General features: G+C 41.8%; 10 protein-coding genes. 7 read left to right on the top strand and 3 right to left on the bottom strand.

Features of this window, described 5'->3' with window-relative positions:
* Positions 1-733: 733 nt before the first annotated feature.
* The 5 genes from V7L01_RS07590 (at position 734) to V7L01_RS07610 (ending at position 6878) form a co-directional block, all read left to right on the top strand.
* Positions 734-1261, top strand: a complete 528-nt coding sequence (locus V7L01_RS07590) for a GAF domain-containing protein (RefSeq protein ID WP_335033395.1) — start codon at positions 734-736, stop codon at positions 1259-1261.
* Between the two features lie 82 nt (positions 1262-1343).
* Positions 1344-1733 (top strand): VOC family protein, encoded by a 390-nt coding sequence (locus tag V7L01_RS07595; protein ID WP_335033397.1) that lies wholly within the window; start codon positions 1344-1346, stop codon positions 1731-1733.
* Positions 1734-2270: 537 nt separating this feature from the next.
* Positions 2271-3509: a class I SAM-dependent methyltransferase gene (locus V7L01_RS07600; RefSeq protein ID WP_335033399.1), complete on the top strand. Its 1239-nt coding sequence runs from the start codon at positions 2271-2273 to the stop codon at positions 3507-3509.
* A gap of 504 nt (positions 3510-4013) precedes the next feature.
* On the top strand, positions 4014-4892 hold the full coding sequence (locus V7L01_RS07605) for an NAD(P)-dependent oxidoreductase (protein WP_335033400.1): 879 nt from the start codon (positions 4014-4016) through the stop codon (positions 4890-4892).
* Between the two features lie 459 nt (positions 4893-5351).
* Complete coding sequence (locus tag V7L01_RS07610) at positions 5352-6878, top strand: hypothetical protein (protein ID WP_335033402.1); 1527 nt, start codon at positions 5352-5354, stop codon at positions 6876-6878.
* A gap of 600 nt (positions 6879-7478) precedes the next feature.
* Here the strand turns inward: V7L01_RS07610 and V7L01_RS07615 are convergent.
* Complete coding sequence (locus V7L01_RS07615; RefSeq protein ID WP_335033403.1) at positions 7479-9548, bottom strand: chromosome segregation ATPase; 2070 nt, start codon at positions 9546-9548, stop codon at positions 7479-7481.
* Between the two features lie 153 nt (positions 9549-9701).
* Positions 9702-10607 carry an Hsp33 family molecular chaperone HslO gene (hslO, locus tag V7L01_RS07620; protein WP_335033404.1) on the bottom strand — a complete coding sequence of 302 codons (906 nt, stop codon included), beginning with the start codon at positions 10605-10607 and terminating at the stop codon, positions 9702-9704.
* Positions 10608-10747: 140 nt separating this feature from the next.
* Between hslO and V7L01_RS07625 the strand changes: the two genes are divergently transcribed.
* A complete protein-coding gene (locus tag V7L01_RS07625) occupies positions 10748-11134 on the top strand; it encodes a hypothetical protein (RefSeq protein ID WP_335033406.1) in 387 nt (128 codons plus the stop codon).
* 84 nt (positions 11135-11218) lie between these two features.
* Here V7L01_RS07625 and V7L01_RS07630 read toward each other — a convergent pair whose 3' ends face one another.
* A complete protein-coding gene (locus V7L01_RS07630) occupies positions 11219-11422 on the bottom strand; it encodes a hypothetical protein (protein ID WP_335033408.1) in 204 nt (67 codons plus the stop codon).
* Between the two features lie 927 nt (positions 11423-12349).
* Between V7L01_RS07630 and V7L01_RS07635 the strand changes: the two genes are divergently transcribed.
* Entirely contained in the window at positions 12350-12577 is a 228-nt protein-coding gene (locus tag V7L01_RS07635) for a hypothetical protein (protein ID WP_335033410.1), read from the top strand.
* The last annotated feature ends 397 nt before the right edge of the window (positions 12578-12974 follow it).

A 12974-nucleotide genomic window follows, 5' to 3' on the forward strand; every position in this document is an offset into this window, starting at 1 on the left:
TGAGCGACAACAAAACCGAATTAAGCTTTGATAATGTTGGGTTTCGTTCCTCAAGCCAACCTACGCCTTACATAAAATACCAAAATGAGAAAGCTAACTGGGATTTGAGAAAGTAAAAGCTCATTTTGCTTGCGGAAAACACCAAAATGAGAAAGCTAACTGGGGTTTGAATAAGTAAAAGCTCATTTTGCTTGCGGAAAACACCAAAATGAGAAAGCTAACTGGAGTTTGAATCAGTAAAAGCTCATTTTGAGAAAGCATTTAAGTATTTTGAGAAAGTAAATAGGCATTCTGATAAAGCAATTAGCCTTTTTGATAAAGTAATCAGCAAATATACTTGACAATTACAAATCACGGCTGCACAAATAAAGCCGCCGTTCAAATAAATTGATAATTTTTCCGTACATGACTAATATCTGTTACGAGGAATACAAACTGATTTGTTACATTTCAGTTTGAAGTCTATTTATTGCCTCAAGTTATAGAAAAGCTGAACATATTATTTGTAAATGTCCAAAATTTTTAACTTTGAATTTATAATCTTAAATTTTCTCTGGTGCAAATTAGCAAATTGAATTTCTTAATAATTTTTTCCAATTTACCGAAGAGATTGACTAGTATTATATTCCGTTAAAATTGAATTGCTGCTATAAATACAAGAATGAATTTAAATAAGGTCTAATAAATTACTATATAAATCCGGCAGCATTTACTTAATCGTAATTTTAAAACCGTGAAAATTCATCCTCACTCCGAATTTAACCATAGCCGCGAACAGGGTTTGCAAAATTTGCTCGATCGCCTTGTTAAAACAATGCAGCGCGATGAGTTAGTTCGGCAAACAACCAATCAACTCAGAGAATCGCTTCAGGTCGATCGGGTGGTGTTGTATTATTTTTACAGTCAGTGGCAAGGACAGGTGACTTTTGAATCTTTGAGTTCTCAAGAATTCTCAATACTTGGTTCCACTGGGCCAGATGATTGTTTTAACAACGAGTATGCTGCTTTATACTTAGCAGGACGGGTAAGAGCGATCGCTGATATTGAATTAGAGCCAATCCAGCCTTGTCACCGAGATTTCCTCCGCAATTTGCAGGTTCGCGCCAACTTGGTTGTACCAATTGTCATCCCTAGAGGATTATGGGGATTGCTAGTAGCACATCACTGTCATGGGCCTCATTATTGGTTGCCATCAGATATAGAAATGATGCAAACAGGGGCACAAACTCTAGCAACAGATCGTAATATTCTGGAGAGTTAAGTCACTGTGTATTCAAATGGCATACAGTTAAATAGCAAAGATCCTCGCCAGCACTGATTTTTCTAGATAAGGAGAAAAAACTGTGAAATTTGGTTACACGGTCATTTGGGTAGACGATGTAGTTAAGACCGTTGAGTTTTACGAAAAAGCCTTTGGTCTAGTTCGTCGCACTCTCGTGGATAGGGGACAATCTATCTGGGCGGAAATCGAAACTGGAAACACCACACTAGCTTTCTCCTCCAGTAGCGAAGCACAGAAGTTATTTCCTGGTGGCTGCCATCCCAACGATGCTACACAACCACCGGCATTAATCCAAATATCATTTATTACTCCTGATGTTGGCAGCGCTTATATGAGAGCAATCGGGGCAGGCGCAAAAACACTAGATGCCCCTAAAAGCCAGCCTGGGGGACAAACAATTGCTCGTGTCCGCGATCCCAATGGCGTGCTGGTGTCGTTGGTAAGTGCTTAATAGCGATCGCTACCTTTAAAATGGTAATTTGCAATGGAGCGAAAGGATAAAACTTACTCTCTATGTGATGCACTCAGCTTTGTGCTAATGTGCCAGCGCCAGATTACAGAGGCATTGTCTACTGGATCGGCACTTTGAGCAAGAAAGGTTTATCCGCTTACTACGAGCAGCAGGCTAACACGACAATAAAAAATCAACGCCTAATTTTCTTACTTTGGCTAGTTGGATAGTTAAACGGGGAATTTTGTAAATACACTAGGCGATGTCAAAGATTTTTGAGTTAACAGGACAGCAAAAAGCTCTGATTGCTGACTAGAGCACATTTATTTACATAACGCGATATTCCTAACCATGAAATATAGCGATCGCATAGAACTGCAAACTTCCCAAGTTTTGTCTGTCAATAAATGCCAGCGCTTATGCCACAGCTCTCGATATTATGGGGTTTGTAGACCGTTAGGGAAATTATCAATTATGAATTTTGTTTTGCATCATTCATAATTCATTTATTTTCTGTACTCCCCAACATCAAATTTTATGGATTCAAATCCAGCATTGTGTGCAGCGATCGCAAATCACATTACCACCAATCCTCAACAACGAATTACTTTCGCCCAATTCATGGAAATGGCATTATACCACCCTGAATACGGCTACTATTCTAGCGATGCAGTCAAAATAGGTTTTAAAGATAGTGATTTTTTTACCTCTCCTAACCTCTGTGCTGACTTTGGCGAGTTACTCGCAGAACAATTTTTTCAGATGTGGGAGATTTTAGGAAAACCTGTACCGTTTTCTCTGGTAGAAATGGGAGCAGGTCAAGGACTGCTAGCATTGCATATCCTCAAATATCATCAGCTACGCTACCCAGATTTTTTTACTGCCCTAGAGTATATCATTGTTGAAAAGTCCCCAACTTTAAGACAAGAACAGCAGCAACGCTTGCAAGATTTACCCGTGCGTTGGTGCAATCTAGAAGAAATACCACCCAATGCGATCGCAGGCTGCTTTTTTTCCAACGAGTTAGTAGATGCTTTCCCCGTGCATCAATTCATCCTAGAAACGCGGGAACTACGAGAAATTTATGTCACAACGCCACAAAACCTAACCCTCCAACCCCCTTCGGGTGAGTCCTTCTCCCCTCCCCTTATAGAGCAGGAGTTGGGGGAGAGGTCAAATTTTGCATTTGTAGAAGTTACAGGGGAACCTTCAACGCCCCAACTGGTTGAACATTTGGATTTACTCGGAATCGACTTAACCCAAAATGTATATCCAGATGGCTACCGTAGTGAAATTAATTTAGCTGCTCTAGACTGGTTGAGTATAGTAGCAGACCGCTTGCAGCGCGGCTATGTGTTAACAATTGATTATGGCTACCCCGCCAGTCGTTACTATAATCCCAGGCGATCGCAAGGAACGCTACAGTGTTATTACCATCACCGTTTCCATGACAACCCCTATATTAATATTGGGCGACAAGACATTACTGCCCATGTTGACTTTACGGCTTTGGAACGCTGGGGTGAGAAGTGCAATTTAAAGAATGTTGGTTTTATCCAGCAGGGATTATTTTTGATGGCGTTGGGGTTAGGCGATCGGATTGCTGCCCTTTCTTATCAACAGCAACCCCTCTTACAGTTACTACAGCGGCGAGACGCACTACACCAACTTCTAGATCCCACAGGACTGGGCGGCTTTGGAGTCCTAGTTCAGAGCAAAGGTCTAGACAAGACAGAAATTTCTCAACCACTAAAAGGATTGACCCTGCCAGAGTAAACGTAAATTTGAAAAGTTAAAACTCTATTTAAGAATGCAGTATCAGCCTTATTTAGACTAGCATAACAGTGATTACTGTAAAGTTAAACACACTACCAAAGTAATAATTATGTCCACTCATGACCTGCTAATGTTAGTAACATTACTTACCCCTGGAATTTTACTTTCAGTGATAATTATGATGACTTTTGCTGCTGGTGGTTGATCGTCCAATTCAGGAGTTAATAGTCAGCGAACAGTTATCAGTATTCAGAGATCGCTGTTCGCTGAGAACTGAATATTAAAATCCAACAATGGAAACGTGAGGGCTGTGACGCTCGTTTGTCCTTGGCGTCTCACACCATTTGCTACAACGGGATGATCCCCCGCAACGCAGTGGCTCCCCTTCTCCCAAAGGGAAAGGCTAGCGCCTGCCGTAGGATGCCCCAAGGGCTGTAGGAAGAAGACTCGCTAATGCAACTCTTGGAGACGCTAGGCGAACGCTATACCAAAGGAACGTGAAAAATGAAGGTGGCATTTCTGGGAACTGGACTGATGGGACTACCAATGGCTCAAAGGTTATTAGCCGCAGATATACAGCTAGTTGCCTACAATCGTACCCCAGAAAAATTAGCACCACTACAAGCAGCTGGGGCTGAAATTGTTACACATCCTCGCCACGCCATTCGTGCTGCTGAGTGCGTAATCCTGATGCTGACTAATGCTCCGGCTATTTATAATGTGTTGCTTTCAGATACTGCTTGGCAAACTCTGCAAGGACGCACAATCGTCCAAATGGGAACAATTACTCCCACAGAAAGCCAGGAAATTAGAGATGCAGTTGTTGCTGGTGGTGGTCAGTATTTAGAAGCACCCGTATTAGGGAGTATCCCGGAAGCGAAAGCTGGCAAGTTGATGGTTATGGTAGGAGCAGAGGCAGAACAATATGAACGCCACTTAAAGTTACTCCAACATTTTGGGACAGAACCTTTACTTATAGGGCCAGTGGGAACTGCGGCGGCGCTCAAATTGGCACTAAATCAACTAATAGCTTCTCTAACAACTAGCTTTGCTTTGAGTCTAGCTTTTATCCAGCGTCAGGGTGTCGATGTAGATGTGTTTATGCAAATATTGCGCGAGAGTTCACTCTACGCACCTACCTTTGACAAAAAGCTACAACGGATGTTGGATAGCGATTATGCTAATCCCAATTTCCCCACAAAACACTTGCTTAAAGATACAGAATTGTTTATCTCTGAAGCGAAATCTCGGAGTTTGGATCTCAGCAGTATAAAAGGTGTTCGGCAAATCTTGCAAACAGCCGTAAAAATGTCATTTGCTGATGATGATTACTCATCACTATTTTCTGTAATTAAGGAATGGGGAGAAGCGATCGGCGAATAAAGAGTTTAAGCTCATCCTACGCCTGAAGGCAGTGAGATTTCGCGGGCATAGGGCGTTGGGCAGGCAACGCCCGATTTGTACTCCTGCTCTTAAGCAAGCTAGGCGTAGCAACTTTCGACAGGAGAATAAACTGCCCTCAACTGTTGTCAAGTAGCGTTTGAAAAACGAAGCCCAACAAATACCAAAGTATTTGTTGGGCTTCGCTGACATTCAAGACAGTTGCTATAATTTTCAGAAACCAAGTGTATTGCCTTATACGCTCCTCAAAAATGAGGAATTAAAACTTTTTATTTAAAATATACTCAATACTATGAGTGTTTCTGGTTCCAAATTGGTCTAATGCCAGGGAAGGTTTCACCAAGTGTGAACTTACGATCGCGAAGTTCCGAATATACTTTGGGAATCAGGATTTTCGCCTTGGTACTTGCGCGGAAAAAACTATAACTCTAAAGGCAGTAAATGAAACTCTTTACAATTGGTGACAGTGTTTCTCAAGGCTTTATGTCTTTGGCAGCAGCCCGGACAGACCTTTGTTTTTCAACTTTGATTGCTAAGTCAATGGGCCTAACAGTTGGTACTGAATATCTGTATCCTGAATGGTTAATGGGCGGGCTACCAGCCAATATTGAAAAGATTCTACGGCGTTTGGAGAAAAAATATGGTTCAGATATCAACGTCCTAGATTGGCTGACCATATTGCCAACTCTTGAGGGGGTACTTGATGAAGCTGAAGATTACTATGAACGGCAAGAAGGTAGTGCTCAACAGCGTTATCCAGGAGGAATTGAATTTTTCCACAATGTCGCAATTCAGGGCTTTGATATTGCTGATTCTTGGATGATTACATCTAAGGTTTGTAAGTATCAAATTGAACTTAGTAATGAAAAAGGAGATAGCAAGGATGGTTTTTTGGCTTTTCCCAATGCTGCCTTCTATCGAACTGCACTTAAAGTTCTCAACCCGTCCTTAAATCCTATTTATGACAACTATAGCCAACTTGATTGGTTGAAGCACCATCATACAACCGCTCCAGAGGGAGTTGAAAATTTAATTCTTTGGTTAGGAGCAAACAATGCACTTGGTACTGTGATCGGTTTAGAAATTAATCAAACTCCCAACGATCCAGATCGGGTTCTCAAAATCCCAAGTCAAAAGCCCGAATCATTCCGTGAGGTAAGAGAAAAATGGAACCTGTGGCATCCCAACGATTTCGAGGCTGAATATCAACAATTGCTCGATCGTGTTGATAAAATCATGCAAGGCAACAACAACTCTCCTTGGAATGTCTTCATTGGGACAGTACCGCTTATAACTATTGCGCCATTGGCAAAAGGCGTAGGCCCAACCACTGAAATTCATGTGGACGGAGAGGAGAAACCTTCAACTTACTATAAATACTACACTTATTTCCCCTTTGAAGAGGATACGGTTAGAGAAACCGGAACCTTACACCTGACACTACAAGATGCCCTCTACATTGATGACTGTATTCGCTCATACAATAAAATAATCAGAAAACTGGTCGATAGTAAAAACAGTCAGTATCCACAACCACGCTATCACATTGTCGATCTTGCCAGTGCCTTACAAGAAATTGCATTCAAGCGAAATGCTGGACAGGTGCAGTATGAATTCCCAGAATACTTTAAGTTTGTCTATCCCCAAGTCAACACCAAATACTACCACGCAGACACTACTGGACGGCTACGACAAGGTGGACTATTTAGTTTGGATGGTATTCATCCGTCTGCCATTGGTCAAGGGCTGATTGCTTATGAATTTCTCAAAGAGATGAAAAAAGTTGGCGTTGGTGATAGCACCAAACTAGATTGGAAGTCGATCTTTTCCAGCGATCAACTTTATTCCCAACCTATTACCTTGATGCATGAGTTTTATGATAATAGAGAATTTGCTGAAACCATCATCAAGCTGTTTGGCAGAAATCCGCTAGCCAGAAATCCAGCTATGACTAGAAAATTTGGTTGAGCTTCTGAGCTTAATCATAGATTGCCTCTGGTCATAGCTTCGGACTTTTTTCATTGAAGTAAGTAAATTTAACGCTTTAAGACGCCGTTACCAACTAGATGACCCGGTATCTTATATCATGTCCGGATAAATAGAAATAGTTATGATTCCCACAGTCATTGCACCCCACCCCCAGCCCCTCCCCGCTTGCAGGGAACTCGGGGCCCCTCTGGGGATTAGGGGCAGGGAGACAAAGCATAGCTTTGGCGGGGTGGGGTTCTTCGGGTTTAATAAGTAATCAAATGGACATGATATTAGGGCTTACTTGCTTTCGGTCAATAGTTATACCGTTACTTACTCTAGACTCAGCAAGTTTGTTTTTATGGCTTGGACTGGTCTATTAGGTACAATGACTGACATCATTGCCAGAGCTAGTAACATACTCCACACACTCCCCTTCGGGTGAGTGTGGGCTTGTGTGCAACTCTATCTATGAAAGCATTAACTGAGCTTTAAGACCATGTGCCTCTGCGCTATCAAGCGCCGGACTCTTGTGGTCTTTTTCAATCCAAAATCGACAATCCAAAATTGATTGACTTGATAAATTGCTTTAATAGACAATCACTGACCATTAGTAGTCGTTGCTGGTGGCAATTGTGGAGACTCAAGCGGGGGCTGAGGTTGCGGTTGAGGATTAAGAAATTCCTGCCAAGCCTTAATTTGGTCTTGCGCGGCACTGTAAGCAGCACTACCGCGTGGAACCGATTTGGCAATGTCAATTCCTCTGGCAATATCAGACTGACCTTGAGAGCGTGCTATTTCTAACAATTGCTGACTCCATTGGTCAATAGCCTGATTCGCATCCATACGTAAGATGCTACTGTTTGAAACCCGATCTGCCAGCCGTATTGCCTCAACCAAGGCTTCTGGCGTGCCAGCTGCCCCCACTTCCTGCGCTTTTTTCCAGTTTTCTGCGGTGCGGATTTGCCCTTCCCACTCATTTATCGCAGTTTGTGCTTCTTGTGAAAGCGCCCTTCCCGACGAGGCAATTTGTTGAGCTACGTTAATGGCGGCTGTGAGATTTCCACTCTGAGCCAGTTCTTGTGCCTGATCCAAGTAGGGCTGGTCTTGAATTCGCTGAATCTTTCCTACCCAAGTACGTATTTTTTTGCGTGCTTCTGGATATAAAGCACGACCTCTACGAATTTCGCTAGCCTGGGCGATCGCAGCTTGCAAAGAGTTAATATCGTCGAATATTGCTATCTGTTCGGCGCGTTCTAAGTAAGGTTGGTCTTCAATTGTCTCGACTTGGGAACGCCAGCGACCCATCTCTTGCCTAGCTTCTGTGGCCCTGGGGTTACTAGCAGGAATCAACTGCACTTGGGCGATCGCTGCTGTTAAATTAGGGACTGTTCCCTGGCTAGCTAATATTCTCGCTTTTTCTAGATTGGCAACATCTTCAATTTCCAATTGCCAACGAGCAATCAGTTGCTGTGCTTCGTTATACACTGGTCTGGAAGGATCGATTTGTTGCGCTTGGGCGATCGCTGCCTCTAAACCAGAAACATTACCTATCCAAGCACTCCTTTTGGCGTCAGCTATGGCAATAAAGTCATCGGTTTCGCCCTGTAGTTTCGTACTTTCCGGTATTTGTCTGGCAATATTCAGTGCTTCATCCGCATCTTGCTTGTCTAGTTTTGCCTTTGCCAATTCCAGCATTTTGCGTCCAAATGTGGGAATCGCTTCCTGAGCTTTTTGGTAAAGGTAACTTTCCTGTCCAATCGACTCGGCTAACTTAATAGCTTCTAATAAATTATCGACTACTTTGCTGCTTGCTAAACTTTCGGCTTTTCCTAACTTATCGCCATCTTCCCGCGCTGTGGCAATTAGACGATTCAATTGGTCGTATTTAGTACCCGCCCAGTATTGATTGTCTACGCGCAGCATTTTGGCGGATAACATGAACGCTGATTGCCAGCGCCGTTCCTTTACTTCAGCGATCGCACCGTTGTATGTAGTTTCTGCCTTTGTCCAAATTGACTGCCATTTGTCAATTTGCTCATCGACTAATTTATAAGCAGCCACGTCTTCAGGTATTTTCCGAGCAGTAGCGATCGCTTCTTCTAAATTCCCAGTTTGGAAACTTTCATCAGCTAGCTTCAAAATATCCCGCGACCATTCTTCGATGAAGCGATCGATTTCTCCATGCAACGGGTGATTTTGTGGTAGTTGCTTCACCAGAGCGATCGCTTGCAATAGGTCGTTGACTGTCTGCTTAGAAGCCGCCAACTGAGCGCAGTGTAGCCGTACAGAAGCACTAGCTAGCGGCCAGAAAATCGAGGGGCAATTGGGAGCAGTTGGCAACTTAAACAGCATTGCCATTGCCAAAAATCCTATACTGCCGGGAATTAGCATTAGCAGTACTGACCACAATACCCAACTTTTCATCCAGCGCGGCCATTTCCCAGGACTTCTACTGAGTTGGGCAGTTTCTTCTGAATGACTATTTATAGGTAATCCTTCCGTATGTTTTTTTTTTCGCCGCTTCACTGACTTGGAGGTAGAACCAGTAGTTGGGACATCAAATGACTGAGTTTCACCGAATTGTTCTGTTCGGGATAATCTTTTGTTTTGATCTGGCTCTCTTCCACTGGCTGAAGACCAACTGTCTGGAATATCCCGCTCTGTCATCTCTCACACCAAAATAATTGAATAGCGCTCTGTTTTAGGTTGATAATTCCATTGTTGACATAGTAACTTTCTCATGATTAAAAAGCTACTTTTTTGAGTATCTCTCTCCACAGAGTACCATTAACAATCTAAAAAACAGTGCTATTTTATACTTTATCCTGAAACGGTAGATTCAGCTTGCAAATCGGCAATTAGTTCAGCTAGCTGATCGCTACTTGCCTGGTAGACGTTGCCGCAAAACTCGCAAATTGCTTCAGCACCATCATCTTTAATAATCATATCTTGCAGTTCAGCTTCTCCCAAAATCTTCAGTGCCCGCAAAACGCGATCGAAAGAACAACCACAGTGGAAGCGCAGCATTTGCCGTTCGGGAAAGATTTCCAGCCCCATGTCTCCCAACAGGTCGCTAAAGATTTCCGTCAAAGTCTTCCCAGCTTGCAACAATGGCGTAAATCCTGCTAGACCAGCTACCCGTGATTCCAACGTTTCTACTAGGGCTTCGTCTCTGGCAGCTTTGGGTAATATTTGTATCAGTAATCCTCCAGCAGCAGTTACTCCACCTGCTCCCACAAAGACACCTAAAACTAAAGCTGAAGGTGTTTGTTCGGAATTCACCAGATAATGAGCCACATCATCGCCAATTTCGCCAGAGACTAGTTCAACAGTACTAGAGTAGGGATAACCATAACCGATATCCCGGACAACGTAGAGGTAGCCGTCACCCACTGCACCACCAACATCTAGCTTACCTTTGGCATTGGGAGGCAATTCCACAGATGGATTCCCGACATATCCACGTACCGTACCATCTAAACCTGCATCTACCAATATGCCACCCAAAGGCCCATCGCCCTTCACCCGGACATTGACCCTCGACCCAGGTCGCTTCATACTAGAAGCCATTAACAAGCCCGCTACCATAGTCCGACCTAGTGCTGCCGTTGCCACATAGGAAAGCTTGTGGCGCTGCCGTGCTTCTTCTGTTAAACGTGTGGCGATCGCACCTACGGCACGAATTCCACCTCCGGCTGCTGTTGCACGAATTAACTGATCCGCCATGAATAACCTTACATTTCTTAACAAGTTCACTTTTTCTATTCTAAGTTCTCTGCTGGTAGAAAAGTGACGCTGCGATAATCAGTGATTGTATTTGCAATATTAGAAATAGCGATGTCTCACCTTTAGGTAATCCTATAAAAATGCTGGGTAATTTTCAACAAAGCCAACTGCGGATCGAAATCGAAGCACCAACAGATGCAATTCGTGACAGTCTGCTGCATCCGGTGCAACTCGAAAAATGGCTCTTAGGGCAACGCTTTGCGCCAGGAATGCCAGAAGAACTGCTTCCAGGATTCCAGTTTACTACTTGGACTGGGCCAGTTGCGATTCATCATCAAGTAGATGTTGTCAAATCCAACTGTCTGCGATTGGTACTTAGCGGAGGCATTGACGGGTTCCACGAATGGTACTGGGGAGAAGGTTGGGTACAATCTCGCTTGGAAGGAGTTTCACTTTTGCCTTTGAATTTGGGTCAAACTTTAAGTTTGTTGAGCTTGCGTCAGTTTTTGGCAACTCAAGGGCGTTGAATTGAGTGGATGTGAAGGAATTGGGGATTGGTTATTCTTTGCGTACCCAGTCCCCAGTTTTGTAAAGTGCAATTGTAGAGCAGTTTATAGGATGGCTGAGTGAAAACCCCGGAGAAACTCGCGGGGATTCAGTCCCGCTTTCGCCCATTTTAGTCTCGCAACAGCAGCTTTGAAAGCTTGTTCTGTTTCCTTAATTTGCAGAATAGCGATCGCCCCCGTATTTCCCATCTGCTGATATTGCTTCATAGATGCGATCGCCTGTCGCATTGCATTAGACTCAGTAGCCATTTGAATTTTTAGCGCTTTGAGTCGTGCAGCGATTTGCTTGTCATAACTGATTCTGCCAGCTATTGCCGTTTTGCATTTAATGAGCTTTTTTGCAAAACTCCCAGAATTTGGCGTTTTTACCCTCCAGCGCGAAAAGGATAGCTTTTGCTTTTATTACTAATAAGTGCTTTGCATTTATGTATATAATATGTAAATATCAAGGTTATATACAGCTAGGTATAAATAGCAATTAGCGCATTTTAGTACAAACACCAAATCTTTATACTTTTTTCTAAAAGTTGACCGTTTATTTAATTTAATTGCAAAAAGTTTCTATGATTGAAAAAATGCTTTTATCTTTTAATTAATAAGTATTTAAGGAAGTCTTAAAGCGTTTTTATAATAATATTTTATACCTTTTCCAAGAGTATCTGTATAAGCAGAATTAAAAATAAGTTTTACTTCCGCGATAGTACGTAATATAAAAAAGTTAAATAAAACTTTTTAAATTCTCTAAATTTGCTTTTGAATAATTTGTATAAGAAAATACTATTAATTTATTCTCTACTCTTTATTAAGGTGCTTTGCAGATCATTTATAGTATTAATACGCAGGATATTTTGTTAATTTGGTATAAAAAGCTAGCACAGACGAAGTATTATTTAATATTTTTACGTGTATTTTTGTATATAATTAGACCTCTAAACTTATATATTTTAGATAAATGAAATTAATATCTTCTCAAAAACAAAGTATATTAATTAACTAAGTAGTATGCGTTTCAAGCATTTTCAATATTTCTTTCTGCAAAAAATAATTATTTTATCTAGCTAGTTTCACCCATATAATGTTCCTAACGGCGGAGAAAAACTCATAAATATGCTTTTTGTATTTATGAGTTTGGTTTGACGTTATCTAAATTTCACCAATCAAGTGAGAACTAAAAACATGCAAAGCACACTATTTACCGAACTAACCGCTAGTGAAGAAGCTAATCTGTCTGGTGGTTTCTCTGTCAAGAAATTTTTTAATAACAAGAAATCTTCTAATATCAATAAATCTTTTAATAATCAAAATGCCAATGGCGGCATAGCCACTTCCGGCATTAACATTATCATTGGCACAAATAATACTATTAATACAAGTGCAAATGGTGGAAGTAACAATATAAGCTAGTAACCTTCTGAAGTTTAGTATAAGGGAAATAATAGACGTAGGGAAATAATAGACGTAAAGACACGATGCACTGCGTCTTTACCCGGATAAAAGTTCACGCTTCAAGTAATTTATCCTGTTGACACAGGTGAAGTTGTTTTTGCGTCTGGCTTCATTGCTAATCGACTTAATATTAAGAGCCATTTAGCTGTTTTTTTATCGCATTTATCCTAACATTACGTTTATTACTACCATCTACTTTTCTTCAATAAACTTAACAAATTCCGATTGACTGTTGTTTCATAGCCACAGTTAATCGGTTTCTGTAGGGCTTTTTTCGGAAATTAACCTTGGTAAAAAAGATTTAGGTGTACCTCAGTTGCTTAGGAACCGCCATAACTCAAAGAGGCTTCTTGAC

Source organism: Nostoc sp. (assembly GCF_036917095.1).
Taxonomy (GTDB): Bacteria; Cyanobacteriota; Cyanobacteriia; order Cyanobacteriales; family Nostocaceae; genus Nostoc.

Excerpts from the sequence above, each read along its gene's own strand:
- V7L01_RS07600 (WP_335033399.1), top strand. The coding sequence starts at position 2,271 with ATGGATTCAAATCCAGCATTGTGTGCAGCGATCGCAAATCACATTACC.
- hslO (WP_335033404.1), bottom strand. The coding sequence starts at position 10,607 with ATGGCGGATCAGTTAATTCGTGCAACAGCAGCCGGAGGTGGAATTCGT.
- V7L01_RS07605 (WP_335033400.1), top strand. The coding sequence starts at position 4,014 with ATGAAGGTGGCATTTCTGGGAACTGGACTGATGGGACTACCAATGGCT.
- V7L01_RS07635 (WP_335033410.1), top strand. The coding sequence starts at position 12,350 with ATGCAAAGCACACTATTTACCGAACTAACCGCTAGTGAAGAAGCTAAT.
- V7L01_RS07630 (WP_335033408.1), bottom strand. The coding sequence starts at position 11,422 with ATGGCTACTGAGTCTAATGCAATGCGACAGGCGATCGCATCTATGAAG.
- V7L01_RS07625 (WP_335033406.1), top strand. The coding sequence starts at position 10,748 with ATGCTGGGTAATTTTCAACAAAGCCAACTGCGGATCGAAATCGAAGCA.
- V7L01_RS07610 (WP_335033402.1), top strand. The coding sequence starts at position 5,352 with ATGAAACTCTTTACAATTGGTGACAGTGTTTCTCAAGGCTTTATGTCT.
- V7L01_RS07615 (WP_335033403.1), bottom strand. The coding sequence starts at position 9,548 with ATGACAGAGCGGGATATTCCAGACAGTTGGTCTTCAGCCAGTGGAAGA.